Here is a 20,745-nt window from a genome sequence, read left to right on the forward strand (position 1 = left end):
GTCACTTCCGTTTGTGGCACATTTGCGACATGCCGGCGGAGACTGAGAATGTCCGCTTATTGGGGGTGGACCGGAGTGCGCCGGGAGACCGGCAAGGAGTAGATGGTGGAAGTCCATCACGATGAAGGAGTAGCGAACCGCATCGACCCCGAGTCATGCGCAGATGCCCGCGAGGGCCTCGGCGAAGCGTTGACAGGGGAGCGCATAGGCCAGCCATTGAGCCGCGAAAGTACCCTCATTCTGGGTGCCGACGTCGTTCCGGTGACGGAAGGCAACACGGATGGGCGCGATAACGCGAGCGCCCAGACGGCCCGGCGTGGTCTTAGACACTGGCATGTGCGCACGCTCTTGCTTGGGAACCGGGAGATCTCATGGTCGGCCAGCACCAGTATGCGTGCTGCACTGGCCCGCGTCGGGAAGGCGAGGAGCCGTAGCCGATGATGTACGATCATGAGAAGTCTGACCCCGCCATAGTAGCTGTGAAGCCAACGAACAAAGCCGGGCAACCGGCTGTGGAGTTGGTGGAGCCAAGGGCGGGGGCCGAGGGGAATGTGCGTCAGCAAAGCACGGGCCGGGCACAGTACCGGGGAACCGTGTCACAGGCGCTGGAGCGCATACGGCAAGCCGCAAGGCAAAGGAAGAAGGAGAAGTTCACCGCGCTCTTCCATCACGTCAGTATTGACCATCTCGCAGAGGCATTCTCTGAACTCAAGGGGAATGCTGCAGCTGGAGTGGATGGGCTGACATGTCGGGATTACGAGCAGCACCTTGAGCGCAATCTTGAGGACCTGCATGCTCGCGTCCATCGGGGAGCGTATCGGGCACTACCGTCGCGGCGGGTTTACATACCCAAACCGGATGGTCGGCAACGCCCGATCGCGGTCGCCGCCCTTGAGGACAAGATCGTCCAGAGGGCCACGGCTGCGGTGCTGAGCGCGATCTACGAGGAGGATTTCCTCGGGTTCTCGTATGGGTTCCGACTCGAACGCAGCACGCACGATGCGATGGATGCGCTCATGGTCGGGATCACCAGCACAAAGGTGAACTGGATACTGGACGCTGACATCCGCTCGTTCTTCGACACGGTGAGCCAGGAGTGGCTCATCAGGTTTGTAGAACATCGCGTCGGCGACCGACGTATCATCCGCCTGATCCAGAAATGGCTCAAGGCAGGCGTCCTGGAAGACGGAATCGTGACGGTCAGTGACAAGGGGACCGGGCAGGGATCGGTGATCTCACCGCTTCTGGCCAATCTCTACTTACACTACGTTTTCGATCTCTGGGCCGAGCGCTGGCGACGGCGTGAGGCAGCGGGCAATATGATCATCGTGCGCTACGCCGACGACCTCATTGTTGGCTTCGAGCACGAGACCGACGCCCGTCGCTTCCTCGACGAGATGCGTAAGCGGTTACAGGAGTTTGCACTGTCGCTTCATTCGGAGAAGACCCGGCTGATCGAGTTTGGACGCTTCGCGGTGGAAAACCGCAAGCGGCGCGGGCTCGGCAAACCGGAGACCTTCACCTTCCTGGGCTTCACCTTTATCTGCAGCAAAACTCGTCGGGGCAAATTCCAAATCAAACGAAAGTCCCGGCGCGATCGCATGCAGGCAAAGTTGCAAGCCATCAAACAGGAACTGCGACGGAGCATGCATCAGCCGATTCCCCAGCAGGGAAGATGGTTGCAGCAGGTCGTCACCGGTTACTTCAACTACCACGCGGTGCCGACAAACAGTTCGTCACTGTCCGCGTTCCTATTCCACGTTACCAATCTCTGGCGGCGAACGCTGCAGTGGCGGAGCCAAAAAGATGGGATGACCTGGGAGCGGATCAAGCGGTTGGCCGACCACTGGCTCCCGAAACCGCGAATCCTTCATCCGTGGCCAGAGAGTCGCTTCGCCGTCAGACACCCAAGGTGGGAGCCGTACGCCCGAATTGGGCCCGTACGGATCTGTGCGGGGGGCGCGAGGTAACTCGCGTCCCTACCGCGAAAGTGATCGACGCAGGGTCAAACCGACGCGTCTGACCCAACTGTATGGACCGGCCGTGCGTTGCAAGCCGAATGTGAACAAATGGAGGGGGCTGGTCTTGCGCATCTGTATCCGGCCCTTGCATGGAGCGTTTATGCTCCTGGCCATCATGGATATCCGCGCGCACCCGATCTCATTCTGAGAAAGGCCCTGAGAGGCCGCTTGGGTCACCAGATCACGGGTACGACGGCGAGACCGTTTCTCCATTTCCTCCATCCAACTCGCAGACCTCGGCAGGTATCAGTTACGTCAGGGATCAGCGTCGGACATCCCCTCGGCGAGTTCGAACATGTTGATCCTATGCGACCTTTGGCTCGACGCGCGCTTCGTAGCTGCGACCTTGTGCCAACACAGTCCAAGCGATCCGCGCCAGCTTATTGGCAAGTGCGGTTGCCAGGACGTTATGGTGTAAGCGTTGTGCTGCGGCGGTGAGCCATAACCCAAAGCTATGCTTCGCCCAGTTTGCTGGCCTGAGCAAAATAACGCGAGCACCCTGCATTAACATCGTACGTAGATAGCGATTGCCGCGCTTGCTGATGCGCCCGAGGATCGTCCGATCGCCGGTCGACATTTGCTTCGGTACCAAGCCGAGCCAGGCGGCAAAGTCACGGCCCTTGGCAAAGGCAGCACCATTGCCAATGGCCGCTACCATGGCGCTGGCGATGAGCGGGCCGATGCCCGGAGCGGTCATCAATTGGCGGCAACTCTCGCTGCTATTTGCCAAAACCTCGATCTCTTCGGTGATGTGCTGGATACGCTCATCAAGACGCCGCCAATCGCCGCTGAGATCTTCTATGATCCTGATCATGCGAGGTGACAGCACGTCGCCGCGTTTTGCCAGGATGTCTGGAAGCTGTTGGCGGAGGAAGCGAAGCCCCTGACGTACCGCAATGCCATGCTCCAGGAGAAAGCCGCGGATCTGATTGATCACAGCCGTTCGTTGGCCGACCAGGCGAGATCGCACCCGGTGCAGTGCTTGTAGATCAAGCTGATCGTCGGTCTTAACTGGAACGCAGCGTGTCGACGGCCGCTGCACAGCTTCCGCGATCGCGTGGGCGTCTCTGAAGTCGTTCTTGTGGCCTTGCCGGAACGGTTTGGCATAAGCTGGTGGTACCTGCCTTACGTCATGACCGAGCGCAATTAGCTCGCGAGCCACGTAGTGGGTCGCCATGCCAGCTTCGATTCCGATCAGGCACCGCGGCACATTGGCGAACCGGGCTGCGATCCGGCCGCGGGCGATCTTCTCCCGCAAAACGATTGCCCCCTTGTCGTCGAGGCCGATCAAATGCAGGGTGTTCTTGCCCGTATCGATGCCGATGGTGTGTGCGCCTGTAGCGGCTGTCTTATGGGACATAGCGATGTGCTCCTCGTGCTGCTAAGCCCCCCGCTCATTCTCTGAGCGGTTCGGGGCGGGAGCACGGCCGGTCCATCCCATTCTGAGACATGGGTTCCAATCTCCCGCCCGATCAATGCTGATCGCAGATTTAACTAAGCGCTAACCACTTCGCCAGGGAGTAGGGGCCGCCTAGTACAATCACTGGTTTCGACAGTGGCTGAAGGGTGCAGACACGCTGCACGACTTAACGAGGACAACAACAAGTGCGCTAACGGCCATTTTAGGCAGAAGCAGACGTAGTGGAACATCATCTCGCCAGATACGCTCACGCAGTCGATTTCACAACTCAGCCCGCCGAATATTTTGCTTATCACGACCTACTCACTGGTTTGCCAAATCGTACGGCGTTCAGCGCGCATCTGACACGTACCGTCGAAGCGGCGTCAGCGACGGCAACGAGTTTTGCGGTCGTTTGCTTCGATCTCGATCGGTTCAAGGACATCAATGATACGTTTGGGCACGCTGTTGGCGACGATGTTCTCAACGCCGTAGCGACTCGCCTAAAGCTTGCCGCGCAAGACCAATTTCTAACGCGAATAGGCGGCGACGGTTTCATCATGATTGTCCCGGATCCTATCCAAGCCGACCTGCGGCGGCGGCTCATAGCGGTCCAACACGCGGTGGGCGCCGAACTGAATATCGCTGGTCACACGCACCGAATTAGATTCAGTGCGGGCGTAGCGATCTTTCCGAACCACGGATCATCCAGCGAAATCGAGATAGTCTCAAATGCCGATGAAGCGCTTCGGCAAGCCAAGCGGGATGGGCCTGAGTCGATCCGATTCTTCGACACTGAAATGGAGCGGCGAATAAGGCACAGGGCCTGCATCCAGCGAGACCTCCAGTCGACCATTGAACGAAATGGACTGGACTTGCACTACCAACCCGTTGCCCTAGACACGGGTGAAGTCGTCGCATTCGAAGCGTTAGCTCGTTGGTATCATCCGAAAAAGGGAAACATTTCGCCGGGCGATTTTATCCCGATTGCAGAAGAATCCGGCCAGATTCTTCAACTATCACGCTGGGTGCTTCGGCAGGCGTGTCAACAAGCGGCGTCCTGGAAGCGACCGTTGGATATCGCCGTGAATCTTTCTCCGGTGCAGTTTCAACATGAAGATTTGCCCGCGTTGATCGGGTCAGTGCTTTCGGAAACTGGGCTCGCCCCGAAGAGATTGGAGCTAGAAATCACCGAGGGGGCGCTAATCTTGGACTGTGATCGCGCCCTTGTTACGCTGACAAAACTCAGGAAAATTGGTGTCCAAATCGTGTTGGATGATTTTGGGACAGGATATTCGTCCCTTTCGTACCTGAGGGATTTTCCGTTTTCCAAGATCAAGATCGACCGAAGCTTCATAGAAAAGATTGGGGTGCAAGACTCTGCGAAAGCCATCATTCACGCCGTTATCGGGCTAGGTCATTCGATGAAGATGGCAGTCACAGCGGAGGGCGTGGAGACCGAGGAGCAGCTCAAATACCTCAGAGATGAAGGGTGCGATCTGATTCAGGGGTACTTGATCGGACGACCAGCTCCAATCGAATCATACGCGACGCTCACCGGGAATATTGTAAGCCCGAATAGATCTATTTATTGTTCGGGCGGTAGGCTGGAAAAGGCCAGTCTAGCGGGGCTCGGTTTTAATTATACACTATGAGTGTTAGCCCGACAGTTCAACAATTCGGACGCCGAACGTTGCGCGGGAATGCTCATCGCCACAAGTTGATTCACGAAAGTCCAGGGCGCTACCATGACGTTGATTCTTGTCTAAAACGCGATGGCACCGTCGCGAAGCGCAATGGCCACTGCGTTGGTCCGCGTTCTCGCATCAAGCTTTGCAATCGACCGCTGCACGTGCCACTCAACAGTTCTGTCCGAGAGGGTCAGAATTTCACCGATCTCAATGACAGATTTTCCTGCGGCTATCCAAGTAAGTATCTCACGTTCGCGGTCGCTGAGTTTGACATTTTGCTTGGCCGTGCCATTAAGCCGCTGGACGTGAGCGAACGCGTAAAGTGCCATCAAATGCAGTGATGGTTTGTGACGGTTCAGTATCTGAAACTTATAGCCGCCCATCCAGACATTGCCGATGTTCCCGGCTGAGCCGGGGATAGGAACGACAAATCCGGTTCCAATACCGAAGTCGCTTGCGCGATGGACCACCTCCAATGCGCGGGGTTCGCGCTCCGAATCGTAAGGAGCATCCTTCCAGTCGTAGGGACGCACGACACGTTTGCTATGGCGTTGCGAAGGATCGTCCTCGCTATAGGCCTTTTCCTTATACAGATTAATCCAATCTGAGGGCAATTTGCTGGCGAGTATTACCTCTTCAAATTTTTGCTTGGGCGTGGCCAACAGGTTCATGCAGAAACAATCAATGCCAATGTCATTCAGCGCGCTTGCCATCGCTTCGAGCACGCATCCGGCGGTCAGGTGTCTGCTGACCGTGTCGACAAATTGCGCGGCCCGATTTTGCATCAGTCATTCCAAAATGCACCGCCGGCGGCAGCAATCTCCCCGCTCTCGCTCAACTAGCTATTGAAGGCGTTAACGATCCCTTACTTATTCCGGAGGAACGAACTTGATGACCAGGGTTCCATTTCAGTTAGTTGGCGCGCCCCAGTACTAACACGGGTGACAGCCACATCGTCCCGACTAATACGGAACCCATGGGAGCTTATTCACCGGCTGACAGCGTCAAATTTGCTGCAGTGCATGAGTCTCTTGATGGCAGATTTTGGTGCAAAAGTCGGTTGAGAGAGGCCGCGAAGCGTGATTCCGTTGTGTTGAGGCGATTCTCGGTGAGGTCGATCCATGATGGGCCGTCTGAAGAGTGACCAAGGTCAACTGTTCTACGAGTTTCATCTTGGCGACGCTGTTCCTGAAGATCAGTCGCGGCGCGAGCGCAAAAAGATTGAGATGCGGTTCGCACACTTGAAGCGCATCCTGCGGCTCGATCGGCTTCGACTGCGCGGCCCACGAGGCGCCCAAGATGAGTTTGTTCTGACCGCCATCGCCCAGAACCTGAGGCGGCTTGCGTCGCTGGCTGCGCGACCACCACCCGCTCATGCCCTGTGTATTGCGTAGCGTAGGAGTGGCGTAGCGAGCGTCAGGGCCGGCGGATCAAAGCCGGTCGGCCTCAGCGAATGGCCTAACGACATCCATCAGTTACAGCCGACTTTTGCAACAAAATCGGCACAAAGCTGACGTAACCGCCCCTTTGGTGAAGGTCCGTTGTTGAGTGAAGAGCAGACATCAAAGATTTGCTGCTTGAGGTTTACTTCAACCGGAACTACGCGCGTCGTCAGACCTTCGGGGTGGGGGGTGGTCAATTCTCTGGCGCGAAGAGAATGCGGACCGGTGGTCCTCCTTCATACGCAAAAAATTCGGTATCAATCCGAAAAGCCCACCTTGGGACGACGTCCGATACACGTCGTTTTTTGGGAGAAAAGCGGACACCGCATTTTAAGCGCGTCAAGTCCGTTCATCCAAACCGGACATGGGCTGTTGCTCGTTTGGCCCGCACTGACGGTAACGTTCTTCACGGTAATCTGAGACTCGTCACAGGTCCTTAGTGCTAGTCTGCGTAGAGGCAGGTTCTGCGTCTGTGCGGTCCAAGAGCATGCCAGACAAACTAAAAAAGCTGTGCATCTTCACCGAGAGCGGCCCGCTGATTGCGCTAGCCATCGCGGCGGTGATGGTGCTCGGCATGGTCGGACCCACCTCGGCGCAGTTCTTCAATTTCGGCGGATTTCAGCAGCGGCCGCAGCCACAACGCGGTGGCGGCGGGTTCGGTGGCGGCTGGTTTGGTAATGACACGTTTGCGCCGTTCCAGCAGCACGCGCCCCAGCCTCGTTTGGATCGGCGGCAAACACGATCGCCCGTGCGCGAGGATTATTCAAAAGCGCCGCCGCCCGAGAAACGCGACACCGTACCGGAGCGCCACATTCTTGTGCTCGGTGACGCCATGGCGGACTGGCTCGCCTATGGTCTTGAAGACGCCTATGCCGAACAGCCCGACATGGGCGTGATCCGCAGACCCAAGACCGTCTCCGGCCTGATCAAATATCAACCGAAGGGCGATCCGGCCGATTGGGCCGCCGCCGCCAAAGGCATTCTCGCCACCGAAAAAGCGGACGCCATTGTCGTCATGCTCGGGCTCGACGACCGTGTCGCGATCCGCGAGCCGGCGACCGATAAATCCGACAATAAATCGCCGGACATGAAGAGCGACAAGAAGGACGCCAAGGCCAAACCTGATGGCAAGCCTTCAAGCGCAAAACTCGCCGCGAAGCCCGATGGCGCAACCAAGGCGACGGATTACGAATTGTCGCCGGACGATGCCGCCGACAACAGTGATGCGCCGCCGGTCATAGTACCGGAGAAAAGGGCGCGCTCGCCGAACGGCCTCTATGAGTTTCGCGAGGAACCCTGGGTCGAGCTCTACAAAAAAAAGATCGAAGAGATGATCGGCGTGCTTAAGTCCAAGGGTGTGCCGGTGCTATGGGTCGGTCTGCCGGCGGTATATGGCCCCAAGGCGACCGCCGACACGCTGTTCCTGGATTCGCTCTATCGCGATGTGGCCGGCAAGGCCGGCATCGGATATGTCGATGTCTGGGACGGCTTTGTCGACGAGGCCGGCCGCTTCTTGCAGAGGGGCCCGGACTTCGAAGGTCAGATCCGACAGCTACGCTCTTCCGATGGCGTGTATTTCACCAAGGCTGGCGCGCGCAAGCTCGCGCACTATGTCGAGCGCGAAATCACGCGCCTGCTCGCCGCGCGTTCGGCGCCGATCACACTGCCAACTGAGCCTGCGACGCCCGATGCCAACGCCGTGCCCGGTCAGCCCGCGCCGCGGCCTCTCGCAGGGCCAATCCTGCCGTTGGTCGCCTCCTCGGTCGGCACCGATCGATTGCTCGGGGGGCCGGGAACGCGACCGGCCGCGGTCGATGCGCTCGCCGCACGTACGCTGCTCAAGGGTGAAGCGCTGACGCCGCCCCCCGGCCGCGCCGACGATTTTGCGTGGCCGCGCCGCGAAGTCGGACGCGAAGAGGCCAAGGGTGAGACGCCAGTGGCATCGACATCGCTCGATGCCAACGCCCGGGCGCCGGCGGCATCGCTAATGTCGAAAAAGCATCGCCGCTAGAGTTAAGGATTATCTTTTGACGGTTTCCTCCACTGTATCCACCGATCAGGTGATATTATCGTCGCCAGCGCGCCCCCCGCAAAAAAGGACGGCAGCATGTCATGGAATTGACGGGACTTGGTTGTCTTGACATTCTTGGTGCTCCTGTTCGGCCTTGGTGCTCCTGTTCGGCGCCGCAATGATAGCGAACGTGAGTGACGGACCCGATGTACGTCCGGTGCCGCGAGCAGGTCGGCACCTTCCTTGCGTGAACTTGATGTAAGTAAGCCGGTAAGGACCGTTGCACTGCCTTTGCCTCATCCCATGGCGCGCATCAAGCACCTGCACAGGTGGATCTCGTTTCCACACCCGAGGAGCAACAACATGAAGCAACACATCCCGGAGGAATTTTCCACCAGGTTGATCGACTGGGGTCCCTTCGTGACCATGGGCAACACGATGCCGCCGCGAGATCCCGATGAGGACGAAGAGGACGAAGAGGACGAAGAGGAAGATGACAACGCCGACGAACCGTCGGTCGTGCGGGAGCCGGACGAAGACTAGACTAGCCTGTAGTTGGCAGTCGGCGTATAGTATCTCCCATGTGTTGGGACGCGAAAGACGTTGCGCTGCTCAAAAAATTCTGGGCCGGAGGACAGAGCGCCTCGCAGATCGCGCGCCGTCTCGGGTGTAGCCGGAACGCGGTCTGCGGCAGGCTAACTCGTTTGGGCCTGAAGCGTGGTCACAAGCCGCCAACAGCAAAACCCAAGATAAGGCCGGTCCCGAAGCGAAGGCCGGCGTTGTTGGCCGCCTGTGCCCGCCCGGTGGCAAAGAAGGTGTCGCGGAAGACAATAGGGAGGCAGCCGAAGAAGTTCAGCAAGCGCCAGCTTTACGCCATGCTAGCTGACGCGGTCAGGAACACGGGCTAGCCCGCTCACCCCGACATCGTTGCCGCGCTGCCTCCCACCTCGTTCAGTTCGAACGGCTTCCTTATTGCCCGCAATCCCCGACGCACCTGAACGCGCCAGGGCGGTAATCCGAGACTCAGCAGTGACTGAACGATATCGTTCAGCGTCGTACAGCTGATTGCGTGCCGCTTCACTTCCGAGTTTGTGAAGGTTTGCGGATGGCGGCCCCATGATGGTGGCGCGGCGGGCAGGGTGGGGCCGGCGTACGCAAACCTCCAATGGAGGAAACCGCGGAAGGTGTGGAGGCGAGGTCTTGCGTCAGGCGCTATGGGGATTTCGACGCTGGCGGTCTGTTGCCGAGGTGCGTTGAAGGCTTGTTTGGGAAGCGATTGAGGGGGCGACGAACGCGGTCGGCCGATTGCGATAGGCAGAATCGGCGTCGCGCAGCGGACGACGGCTATCGAGAGCGACGCGAGGGCAAGCATGATCATTGCCAGCCAAGAGCCGGCGAAGCAGCAGGGCCGCGATGGGGTGTGGCCGCGAATCTGATCTGATCATGATGTGTCGATCCTGATCACGATTGGAGATGCCGCCGGCCGGTAACGCGGCGAGGCGCCGCGCTGGAACCTCTCGATGACGATCATGCGACCGCCGCAGCACGGACACGGGTTCGGCTTGGGTTCGGTGGCCTCGGGGCAGCTGGTATCGCCAGCCTCGGGCTGTGCCGCCGTCACGTCGAGCATGCGGCGCGCTTGAACGATGTTGTCGGCGCGGGTTCCGCTGGCAAGCAGGCCGTAGTGGCGAATGCGGTGGAATCCTTGCGGCAGGACGTGGATCAGGAATCTGCGGATGAACTCGACGGTGGCGAGTGTCATGACCTTCCGGCGATCACGACCTTCAGCGCGATAGTCCTTCCATCGGAAGGTTACGCCGTTGCGGTCGCAGGCAATCAGCCTGCTGTTGGCGATGGCGACGCGGTGGGTATAGCGCGACAGATAGGCCAGCACGGCCTGTGGGCCGCCGAACGGACGCTTGGCATAGACCACCCATTTGGCTTGGCGCAGCGGAGCCAGATGACCCGCGAACGCCTGTGGGTCGGCGAGAGCGGCGTGAGCGCCGAAGAACTGGAGACGACCGGCCTCGTGTGCGGCGAGGAGCTTCTCCAGAAATAGCCGGCGGACAGTCGCGAGAGCACACGCACCGGGAGGAAGAAGCCGGGGCGGCACGTCACCCAGCGCTCGCCGTCGAGCGAGATGCCGCCGCCCGGCACGATCATGTGCACGTGCGGATGATGGGTCATGGCGGAGCCCCAGGTATGGAGGACCGAGGTGATGCCGACGCGGGCGCCGAGGTGCTTGGGGTCGGCGGCGATGGTGCTCAGGGTCTCGGCCGAGGTCTTGAACAGGAGGTCGTAGACGACCGCCTTGTTGTGATAGGCGATGTCGGCGACGGCCGCTGGCAGCGTAAATACGACATGATAGTACGGCACCGGCAGCAGATCGGCTTCGCGCGCGGCCAGCCATTCCTTTGCCGCCGCGCCCTGGCACTTCGGGCAATGCCGATTGCGGCAACTATTGTATGAGATCTGGCTGTAGGCGCACTCCTCACAGAGCGCGACATGGCCGCCGAGGGCTGCCGTGCGGCAGCTCTCGATCGCCGACATCACCTTCAATTGGCCCAGGCTGACATGGCCGGCATTGGCCCGGCGCCATGCCGGGCCGTGGCCGCGGAAGATATCCGCGACCTCCAGCGATGGACGCGACACGAGGAGCCCGCGTCAGGTCGGCGGCTCGGCCTGTGTCAGCGTGATGCGGTCGAGCGGGCTCATGACTTGCTGGATCGTCTTTGTGGCGACGCGGGTATAGAGCGCCGTGGTGTCGAGCTTGGCATGGCCGAGCAGGACCTGGATCACCCGGATATCGATGTTCTGCTCGAGCAAGTGAGTGGCGAAGCTGTGCCGCAAGGTATGGAGCGATACGCGCTTGTCGATCTCGGCTCTATCGGCGGCGGCATGGCATGCGCGGTTGAGTTGGCGCATCGTCAGTGGGTTCAGCCGGTTCTGTCCCGGAAACAGCCAGCCTTGTGGCCGCGCCAGCTTCCACCAGGCCCGCAGCAGAGCGAGCAGATGCGGGGACAGCATGACATAGCGATCCTTGCGGCCTTTGCCTTGCTCGACCCGGATCACCATGCGCTGGCTGTCGATGTCGGATACCTTCAGTGCCACCACTTCAGAGCACGTAATCCTGCTCCGTAAGCCACGCTCAACGCCGTCTTGTATTTGAGCGATGGTGCCGCATCGAGCAGGCGCGCCACTTCCTCCGGACTCAGCACCACCGGCAGCTTGCTGGGTTCATGGACGAATGCCGTGCGCTCCACGATATCCGGCCGCCCGAGCGTGACCTTGAAGAAAAACCGCAGCGTCGAGATGGTCTGGTTGAGAGTAGGAACACCGGCGCCGCTCCCCGCCAAATGGAGTTGGTAGCGACGGAGGTCTTCGAAGTTCGCCGTATCGGGCGAGCGGCCGAGATAGGCGGCGAAGTTCTTGACCCTTTGAAGGTAGTCATGTTGGGTCTTCGGCGCGAACTTCCGGATCGTCATATCTTCGATCATGCGCCGGCGTAACGGGCTCATTGCCTGGTCGGTCATGGGGAGGCTCCTGTCTGGAGTGAGGGTTGCAACTCCTCATCTTCAGACAGGACGCGCCTCTTATCTCTCCCCACCCCGCGCGGTTGGCTGCGGAGCGCTACCGCGCGAGCGGTTTAGTCCTTTGGCACAAAGCTGACGTAACCGCCCCTTTGGTGAATGTCCGCTGTTGAGGCGATATTGTTGCAAAAGTCTTTTTGGAGTGCCGAACGAAAATTCTTAGAGCTGCTGATGCGTTTTCCGCGCGGCGACCTAAGGGGCCATATCGTTTCATCCAAAATCGATCACGGACCTCCGCTGTGGCGTTGAAAAGCGGCGCAGCAGCAGAGAAGTCCAAAAACCAACTTTCGCGAGATTTTCAGGGTCGTTCGATTTTCGACTTTTGCAACAATATCGAGGCAAGAGCAGACATCAAAGATTTGCTTTTGACGTCGACTTCAACCGGAACTAGGCGCGTCGTCAGACCTTCGGGGTGGGGGGTGGTCAATTCTCTGGCGCGAAGAGGATGCGGACCGGTGGTCCTGGTTCATACGCAAAATTTTCAGTTTTTTAAAACAGAAAACCCACTTCTATGGTTGAAAGCTACAAGACGACCTATGGGCACAAGGCTGACATAACCGTGGTCTTGATGTCCGTTGTTGAGGGAAGAGGCGCGCATATTGAGGCGTTGCCCCATTTGCGAACCGACTAGCACATCCCCGCAGACTTCGCGCCAGATCCGTCTTGCCTCGACTGGCGCCCCATGCTTCGCCAGAGATCGATGATGTACGTTCGGGCCTCCGCTAGGTCAAACCGAGATCCGCGCGCCGCCGCCAACTCAAATGAACCGTCGCCCAATCTGTCTTTAGCTTTATGGACGGCGTTTCGGGCCGATCTGTCTAGTCTTAACGGCGAAGCCATAAGGGCACCTGCCAATACAGCAACGTCTTCATCTGCTCCGAGCTGAACCAGCGGCGAGAGCAGGGACCGGATCGTTGACCAGTTGTAGAAGGTTGCCCCGTGCTTCGGAAGATCAATCAGCAAGCGAACATGAATAGCCAAGGCTTCGGTCGGCTCGGCCTGCGCCGCTTGAAGATCAGCAATCAGGTGCTTGATCCGGTGGGTGCCCAGATGATTGCCCCCCATGTTCGCCCATTCCACGGATGTCTGGTACTCATCGATCGCTTTGTTGGGGTCCTTGAAGCTTTCTACGCCGCCTCGGGCATAATGAATGTACCCCATCAGGGTGGGCTGCATGGCCGTCTGCCCAATTTGGGTGACTTCGCTGACCAGTTCGGCGGCGCCATCGAGATCTCCAGCCCGCGCCTTCACGAAAGCCGCCATGCATAGGGACATGATCTCACAGGTGGTGTTACTCGCGCTTCGTGCCTGTTCGACCGCCGTCATGTGGTGCTCGATGCACCGGGTCGTGTCCCCGGACCACTGGGCCATCTGACCGGCAACACCGGAAAGCCAGCCTTGGCTCGATCGGAACCCGGCGGCTTCGATCTGGAAGCCCCGTTCGATGAAAGCGGCGGCCTTCTTCCGATTTCCCTCATCGTGGAAAACGTGGCCGGCAGCCCCGGCAAGGAGGATGGGTGCCTGTTCGAGCTCATCGGCGCCCGGCCTGGCCATGATCCGCTCGTACCACTTACCGGTTTCCACTCCGCGATGTGAGTAGTTGAACAGGAACAGAGGGGCCGCCAAGTCCGCTGCCAGTTTCAGATCGCGCGTTAAGGCCCGCTCGAAGGCTGCGCGGAGATTAGACAACTCATCGTAAATCGCGATGACGGCGCTGGCTTCTTTGGCGCTTGCGATTTGTCGGCTGAGCTTCCGGCATCGGGCCGCATAGACCTCGGCATGCCGGGTTTCCACGGTCTGCAGCAAACCTGCCTCGTCGAGCTTCTCCCGCCCGAAGGCTTGCACGGTTTGGAGCATTCTAAAAAGCTGATGGCCGCCCACGTCCCGCGCCAGGAGCGAGGATTCGACCAGTTCGTCGATCCCGCTGAGCACGTCGGATTCGTTGGGCATGTCCCCGGCACAGACAGCCAAAGCCTGTTCTTCGTGGAAGGAACCGGAGAACACGGAGAGCCGCTGCAGAACCTGGCGGCTGTTCGGGTCGAGTAGGTCGTACGACCATTCGAGCGTCTGCCGAAGCGTTTGCTGGCGGCCGGCGCGGCGCCGAAAGATACTCGAGTGAAGATCAAGAGGTTTTGCTACCCCGTCCTCAATGCTCTCCAATGTAAGGCGGCGCAGATGACCGGCCGCAATCTCGATGGCGAGGGGAATGTATTCGAGATTCGCGCAAATCCTCTGGATGAGGGCGAGATCGTCCGGGGTCGGCTGAAACCGCCGGTCGACTAGTCGGCTCCGCTCCACGAACAGGCGAACGGCCGCTGACTTCCCGGGGCCGTCCCGCAGGAATCCAGGGAGGAGACCTGGTAGAGGGCCTCGCCCTCTACTCCAAGCGTGCGCCGGCTCGTGTTGATCAGGAACAGCTCGCCACAGGTCGAACCCAGCTCGGTGACCGCGTCGCAGATCGGGTCGAGCACATGCTCGCAATTATCCATCAGCAGGATCGCCCGGGCGTCGTGCAGACGCTCGAGGACCTGGATTCGCCGCTCTACGCCGGGGAGTGGCGGAATCAGCAGGGACTCTGCTATGGCGGGCCAGACCTCGCTGCCCCGCTCAAGCGCCGACAGATCAACAAGCCATGCGCCATCGGGGAAGGAGGATTCCAGAAACCGGGCGAACTCTATGGCCAGCCGCGTCTTACCGATTCCGCCAGGACCAACAAGGGTTATCAACCTCGACTCGTGGGCCATTCGGCCAAGATCGTCCAGCTCCCGCTCGCGGCCGAGGAACGAGCTCAGATTTGCAGGCAGATTGCCTCCGGCGGTCTCCCGCTTGCCGCCGATCGGCGGGAAGGCGCTCGGCAGGTCCAATGTGCAGACCTGGTAGACGCGGATCGGTTCGATGCCCTTGAAGTGGTGTTCGCCCAGGTCGGAAAGTTCGAACGGCGTCTGAACACGGTCGATCGCCAGCCGCTCCGCCGTGACGTCCGAAAGCAGGATTTGATCAGCGTTGGCGGCGCTCTGCAACCGCGTGGCCGTTGGCAGGGCAGGGCCGAAGAAGTCGCTTCCCCGCGCCCGCGTCAGGCCCGTGTGGATGCCAAACCGTATCTGAAGCCGCCCGGTGGGACCCCAGGCGGCGCCGCGCATCTCGCGTTGCGCGTCGATCGCCGCCAGCACCGCGTCCCGCGGCCGCTCGAAGATCGCTAACACACCGTCCCCTGTGTGCCTGAACGGATCGCCGGAACGGCGGCGGATGGCCGCGTGGAGGATCTGGTCGTGCAGATCCATGGCGGCCATCATATCGTTGGGATAGCGGCGGAGCAGGGCGGTGCTGCTCACGACATCGGTTGTGAGAATCGTGCTTTCCCGGCTGCACGCCGACGATTCAGTCCTGACCATGGATGGGTATTCAGCCAAGAAAATGCGCTCTGCTCTTTCCCCGTCCTCAGGCCGAGGCCATCGGCACGGCCCCTAACCTGGGTCGTAGGTTCAAGTTAAGAAAACGGCCGGCCCCCGCACAAGGCGGTCAGAGGCATCGAAGTTCTACGTCAGATCACATCGCTCCGCAATCTCGAGGCTGTTTCCCGGCCTAGCTCCGACTACAACCGCGCTCACTCGGCCGCCCGGCCTCATGCCGCGCGAATCCTGAAGATGGCAATAGTGCGCGTTGGCGGTAGGAGTGTGATTGGAGCCGATTGGCGTTGTTGCCGACTTTCGAGATTGGCACAAAACGGGCGCATGACTTGATGCGCTTGACGTCAGCTTACGGCACGAAAGCAGACGCCCTTGGCAAGCTTTCGTTGCAGCATGTTCCGGATGCACGCTCTCCATGTCCGTTGCTGAGATGACAGACGTTGCCAACGCTAACGCCAGATCGCCCGCTGCCATTTACAAAATGGTCATCCGCTTAGGCGCCCCCTTGAGGCCTGTAAGAACTGGGGCCGAAGGCGACGGGGAAATAATGCCGCATCGCGTGTCTGGAATTCCGCACCGCGGACTGCATCGAGAACTAAAACTCAATTTAGTGGTGTTGGCAGATTGCGAACCTACATCACCTTCAAGCATTCGGCGTTCTAGTGAAACCCCCCACTATGGATTGTCACCACTCCAAGCTCAACGGTACTGTGTTTGGCACGCATGATTGGCCTGACTCTCTACGGGGCCAAGCGGCCATGTATCGGAAACTTGCCGAACAGACCGACGATCCTTTCGTGAAGAACGAGCTGCTTGAGTTGGCGTCGGTCTGCGACGAGGTCGCCAATAACATCGAAGACCATCTGACAGGCGGGTAAAGCAGACAATGCGTTGCGAGCAGCGAGATCTGATTTGACCCGAAGCCCCTGTGACCAGAAGCGAGTGCAGGAGCTTCCATGCCGATACAGGTCCGGTAGGATCGGTGCGATTCCCACGGGCTCGAGAATTGGAGTATGGTGTCCCGTACCGAGCTCTTGGTCTCTGAAAGCGCCATGACTGTCTTCTCTGTCCATCATAAAACGACGTATCGCTACAAGCGCCCGATTAGACCTGGTCTGCATCAGCTCCTATTTCGCCCGCGAGACAGCTTCGACCAACGACTGCTGGATTGCCATCTTAAGGTCGTTCCCGAACCTGCTGAGGTCAGATGGATCCACGACGTGTTTGGCAACTGTTTGACCCTGGTTGATTTTGGCTTGAAGTGCGAATTGCTGGAATTCGAGACATTCATCCGCCTCGAGCACACGCCCGAAAATGCCCCTGACTTCCGGATAGAGGATTACGCCCGCTCGCACCCATTCTCGTATTCCGAGGATGAATCGCCGGATCTCGCGGCCTATATCCGTCGCCACCATCCGCAGGATATCGGAGTAGAGGAGTGGTTGGAAAAGTTCTTGCGGAAGGATACTGGCCGTCCAACTGGGCAACTCCTGATGACGCTCAACGAAGCAATAGCAGAAGGGTTCTCATACAAACGGCGAATATCCAGCGGAACGCAACTGCCTGGAGAAACACTCAGGAATCAACAAGGCACCTGCAGAGACTTTGCGCTGCTAATGATGGAAGCGGCGCGAGCCCTCGGGTTCGCGGCTCGGTTCGTTACCGGTTACGTCTACGTACCAACCCGCGATGGGCCGATTCGGCTTGGGGGAGGCTCAACGCACGCCTGGTGTCAGATTTATGTGCCGGGATCAGGGTGGGTAGAATTCGATCCGACGAATGGGATAGTCGGTAATCGCGACCTCATCCGCATAGGAGTTGCTCGAACGCCGGGACAAGCCATCCCCCTCTCTGGAAGCTATTGGGGAGATGCTGAGGATGAGCTTGGTATGGAGGTCGAGGTTAACGTGAAGACCGACGGTGACTCGACTGCTTGGGCTGCAGTGGCCGGCTAGAAGTCAAGCTTCCGACATAGATCCACACGGCGTTGCGGCTTCTCTAAGCCGTTCGTAGTGCTGGGGGGTAGTCAAATCTCTGAAGCTTACGGTCACCGGACCGGGACCGCCGATCAATTTGCGCTCGACAACGGAGGTGCGGTGCTCTGACTTGGCCATGTGCCAGGCCAGATATTCGGCGGCACGCGGTTTTCAAGGCAAAACTCGCGCGCATATGCGCGGTGGCTACTTGGAAGCAACCCAATTGTTCAACGCGAATGCACCAGCGTTTGCTGGGCCTCTGACTCTTAAAATTCAATTTAATGGTAGCGGCGGATTGCTAACCTACATGAGCCTCGCGCCTAACGCCTATGTTTCTGCTTTAGGTTCTTGTGGAGAAGCACAATGTCGAAACTTCGTATGGTCGGGGCTACGGCCCTGTCACTCGCGTTAGCTGTTGCAGGCCCGGCCTTCGCGGCGGGGATCGGCGGCGGCGGTGGGATGCATGTAGGCGGCATCGGCGGTGGCGGTGGGATGCACATCGGCGGCGTCGGCGGTGGCGGTGGGATGCACATCGGCGGCGTCGGCGTCGGCGGTGGCGGCGGGATGCACATCGTCGGCGGTGGCGGCGCGATGCACGTCGGCGGCGGCGGGTTCCGCGGTGCTCAAGCAAGCATCGGCGATGGCCGAGTTGGCTCAGTGAGCGGCGGAAATTTCACTGGGCACAGCGACGGACAGTTTGCGCACGGCGGGTATCGCGGCGATCGCGACCGGCGCCACGGTTATGACCGAGGAGTCGGCTTTGCTGGCGGATTAGCGGCCGGTAGCGCGCTGGGTTATGGCTACGGTGGCTACTACGACCCCTATACTTATTTTGGATACTACGATCCCAATTATTATAACGACGGCTACGCTTACAACGACCCCGGCTACGACGGGTACTCCGGCTCCGTGGTATCGAGCGGCGCTGATCCTTCCTATTGCGCCCAGCATTACCAGTCCTACGACCCGGTGTCCGGGACGTATCTCGGCGACGATGGTCTGCGACATCCTTGCGGAAAAAACCAAGAAAGAGCCGCGACGGCGGCGATTGCGCAGCCGGCTGGTTCGGGAAATCCAGCCGCAGCTCCGTCGATGAACTCGGACCAGCAATTGCTGCCGGAGGCACTGGTGGGGCACCGCCAGCCGCGTGCTGATCAAGTGACCTCGGAAAAAAACTTGATGAATCCGAACGATCCAGTCAACCAGGAGAACGCGGCGCTCGACCGCATGATCAACGGCATCTGCCGCGGTTGCTAAGTACTCGCCCCTCACCTGATCGCCCGGCCGACCACCTCTTCGGAGCCGCCCTTCGAATACGTGTTGGCGTTACCGTTCTGGAATCGCGGCGCAGCTCGGCATCGATCGGCCGGGCCCAGCACAGAGGGTTGGCGTAAATCGCAGGGCCTGGACCCCGCCTGAAGTAGCGCGCGACGGCCGCAGGGCGTCGCGTCACCACGTAGTGACATTGGGAGAACAGAATTCTGACAACACTGAAAAGGGTGCAACGCTGCCGCACAGCCGCCGAGATTTCCTCGGCTTGGCCATTCAGGGCTCGGCATTCGCGGCAACAGCTACCTTGCCGAGCATTTCGGCCGCCGCGCAGACAAAAGGGCAAACCAGCATGCAAACAACTACGTCGAACACTACAAGGCCCCGGTCCGCTTCGGCCTGGGCGGAGTGCCGCTTGGCAATGAGTTCGCGGTCATCACGGAAAAGGACGCCTAAAGATGGTGTAATCGGCCGGCCAGCTTGTGGATAGCTGAAGATTTTGGGTGCTGCGCTTCAGGCTGATGGTGAAAACGAGGTCCGTGGTGACGGCCTCAAGCGTCAGAAGGAGAAGCGCAGCATGGACCATTTTGGTGGATTGGACGTATCGGTCAAGGAGACCAGCATCTGCATTGTGGATGACACGGGCAGGATCGTGAAGGAAGTGAAGGTAGCGAGCGAACCTGCAGCCCTGCTGAAGGTTCTGGGGAACCCCACCTACCGCTTCAAGCGGATCGGACTGGAAGCCGGGCCGCTATCGCAATGGCTATTCAGCGCTCTCGCCGAAGCCGAGTTACCAGTGATCTGTGTCGAGACGCGGCACATGCAGGCGGTGCTGAAGGCGCAGATCAACAAGACCGACCGCAATGATGCGCGCGGCATCGCTCAGATGATCCGGGCGGGACTGTACCGTCCGGTGCATGTAAAGACGCTCCGCAGCCAAAAACTGCGAATGCTGCTGACCCATCGCAAGCTTCTGCAGTCGAAGGCCATCGCCATCGAGAACGATCTGCGAGGTACTTTGCGCAACTTCGGCCTCAAGGTCGGAATGGCTGGCAAGGTGAGGTTCGAGGCCCGCATCCAGCAGCTTGTCGAGAATATCCCCGACTTGGCGGTATTGGTGGAGCCGCTGCTCATCGTCCGGCGGGTGCTCCGTGAACAGATCATCATCCTGCACCGCCGCTTGCTGGCTATCGTCCGGGAGGATGAGGTATGCCGGCGCCTGATGACGACCCCGGGTGTCGGCCCCGTGGTGGCGCTGACTTATCGCGCCACCGTCGATGTGCCAGCCCGGTTCCGCAAATCCAAGTCAGTCGGGGCGGTGTTTGGGCTGACCTGCTCCAGGTATCAATCGGGCGAGATCGATTGGAGCGGCAAAATATCGCGCTGTGGCGATGAGATGATGCGGACGATGCTCTACGAAGCAGCTCAGAGCATGATGCATTCAAAAAAATGGTCCTGGCTCAAGGCGTGGGCCATGCAGATCGCCAGGCGCCGCGGGATGAAGAAGGCGATCGTGGCCCTGGCTCGCCGGCTGGCCGTGATCATGCACCGCATCTGGATTGACGGCACCGAGTTCCGGTGGACCCGGGAGCAAGCCGCGGCAGCAGCATGAAAACAGTTCAGGATCAAACCCGATAGGAGAAAACCAGAGCTCCACCGAGCGGTGGAAAGATGTCCCTCGCGGGACGATGGATGAGGTGAGTTCGTATGTCTGCTTGGACCTGCCGTCACACACTGACGGCAAGGTCGTCCAAAAGATTGTTCCGCCTCGTCCTCGGATCCCATGATGGAAGGGCCCAGGTGCCGATTCCGAAGAGAAGCACGAGCCCGCGAGTGACATCGACACCGCATAGGTGGATAGTCTGAAAGCGCTTGACCCCGAATGGCCGATTAGAGAAGCAGACATTGCGTTGCGAGCATCGAGATCTGATTTTGACCC

The 20,745-nt window shown here is 59.5% G+C and carries 12 protein-coding genes and 3 pseudogenes; 9 read left to right on the plus strand and 6 right to left on the minus strand.

Annotated features, from left to right (window positions below):
• Positions 1–437 precede the first annotated feature (437 nt).
• A complete protein-coding gene (ltrA, locus tag BLR13_RS28025; RefSeq protein ID WP_171944926.1) occupies positions 438–1,970 on the plus strand; it encodes a group II intron reverse transcriptase/maturase in 1,533 nt (510 codons plus the stop codon).
• A gap of 355 nt (positions 1,971–2,325) precedes the next feature.
• Here ltrA and BLR13_RS28030 read toward each other — a convergent pair whose 3' ends face one another.
• Positions 2,326–3,381, minus strand: coding sequence for an IS110 family transposase (locus tag BLR13_RS28030; protein ID WP_074817232.1), 1,056 nt, complete (start codon positions 3,379–3,381; stop codon positions 2,326–2,328).
• A gap of 281 nt (positions 3,382–3,662) precedes the next feature.
• On the opposite strand from BLR13_RS28030, the gene BLR13_RS28035 reads away from it, so the two are divergent.
• On the plus strand, positions 3,663–5,075 hold the full coding sequence (locus tag BLR13_RS28035; RefSeq protein WP_074817227.1) for a putative bifunctional diguanylate cyclase/phosphodiesterase: 1,413 nt from the start codon (positions 3,663–3,665) through the stop codon (positions 5,073–5,075).
• Between the two features lie 110 nt (positions 5,076–5,185).
• On the opposite strand, the gene BLR13_RS28040 is transcribed toward BLR13_RS28035, so the two are convergent.
• Positions 5,186–5,896: a LuxR family transcriptional regulator gene (locus tag BLR13_RS28040; RefSeq protein ID WP_074817225.1), complete on the minus strand. Its 711-nt coding sequence runs from the start codon at positions 5,894–5,896 to the stop codon at positions 5,186–5,188.
• A gap of 414 nt (positions 5,897–6,310) precedes the next feature.
• On the opposite strand from BLR13_RS28040, the pseudogene BLR13_RS28045 reads away from it, so the two are divergent.
• From BLR13_RS28045 to BLR13_RS28060, 4 genes and pseudogenes are all read left to right on the plus strand, one after another.
• Positions 6,311–6,505 (plus strand): annotated as a pseudogene (locus BLR13_RS28045) (transposase); the annotation flags it as partial.
• Between the two features lie 535 nt (positions 6,506–7,040).
• The gene (locus BLR13_RS28050) at positions 7,041–8,564 is read left to right on the plus strand and encodes an SGNH/GDSL hydrolase family protein (protein WP_074817222.1); all 1,524 of its coding nucleotides are present in this window, start codon (positions 7,041–7,043) and stop codon (positions 8,562–8,564) included.
• A 363-nt stretch (positions 8,565–8,927) separates the two neighbouring features.
• On the plus strand, positions 8,928–9,107 hold the full coding sequence (locus BLR13_RS28055) for a hypothetical protein (protein WP_074817217.1): 180 nt from the start codon (positions 8,928–8,930) through the stop codon (positions 9,105–9,107).
• Positions 9,108–9,145: 38 nt separating this feature from the next.
• A complete protein-coding gene (locus BLR13_RS28060) occupies positions 9,146–9,472 on the plus strand; it encodes a GcrA family cell cycle regulator (protein WP_074817212.1) in 327 nt (108 codons plus the stop codon).
• Between the two features lie 533 nt (positions 9,473–10,005).
• Here the strand turns inward: BLR13_RS28060 and BLR13_RS28065 are convergent.
• The 4 genes and pseudogenes from BLR13_RS28065 to BLR13_RS28080 all read right to left on the minus strand — a co-directional run bounded on the left by BLR13_RS28065 (position 10,006) and on the right by BLR13_RS28080 (position 15,546).
• A pseudogene (locus BLR13_RS28065) lies at positions 10,006–11,216 on the minus strand (IS91 family transposase).
• A 12-nt stretch (positions 11,217–11,228) separates the two neighbouring features.
• Positions 11,229–12,097 (minus strand): annotated as a pseudogene (locus BLR13_RS28070) (tyrosine-type recombinase/integrase).
• 684 nt (positions 12,098–12,781) lie between these two features.
• Positions 12,782–14,452 (minus strand): ATP-binding protein, encoded by a 1,671-nt coding sequence (locus BLR13_RS28075; RefSeq protein WP_074817209.1) that lies wholly within the window; start codon positions 14,450–14,452, stop codon positions 12,782–12,784.
• A complete protein-coding gene (locus BLR13_RS28080) occupies positions 14,434–15,546 on the minus strand; it encodes an ATP-binding protein (RefSeq protein ID WP_074817206.1) in 1,113 nt (370 codons plus the stop codon). Before BLR13_RS28080 ends, BLR13_RS28075 begins: the two co-directional genes overlap by 19 nt.
• A gap of 1,067 nt (positions 15,547–16,613) precedes the next feature.
• Here BLR13_RS28080 and BLR13_RS28085 point away from each other — a divergent pair.
• The 3 genes from BLR13_RS28085 (at position 16,614) to BLR13_RS28095 (ending at position 20,418) form a co-directional block, all read left to right on the plus strand.
• Positions 16,614–17,516, plus strand: coding sequence for a transglutaminase family protein (locus BLR13_RS28085; RefSeq protein ID WP_074831019.1), 903 nt, complete (start codon positions 16,614–16,616; stop codon positions 17,514–17,516).
• 384 nt (positions 17,517–17,900) lie between these two features.
• Positions 17,901–18,794 (plus strand): BA14K family protein, encoded by an 894-nt coding sequence (locus BLR13_RS28090; RefSeq protein ID WP_083387566.1) that lies wholly within the window; start codon positions 17,901–17,903, stop codon positions 18,792–18,794.
• A 589-nt stretch (positions 18,795–19,383) separates the two neighbouring features.
• Positions 19,384–20,418 (plus strand): IS110 family transposase, encoded by a 1,035-nt coding sequence (locus tag BLR13_RS28095; protein ID WP_074831017.1) that lies wholly within the window; start codon positions 19,384–19,386, stop codon positions 20,416–20,418.
• The last annotated feature ends 327 nt before the right edge of the window (positions 20,419–20,745 follow it).

Source organism: Bradyrhizobium ottawaense, from assembly GCF_900099825.1.
Lineage (GTDB): Bacteria > Pseudomonadota > Alphaproteobacteria > Rhizobiales > Xanthobacteraceae > Bradyrhizobium > Bradyrhizobium ottawaense_A.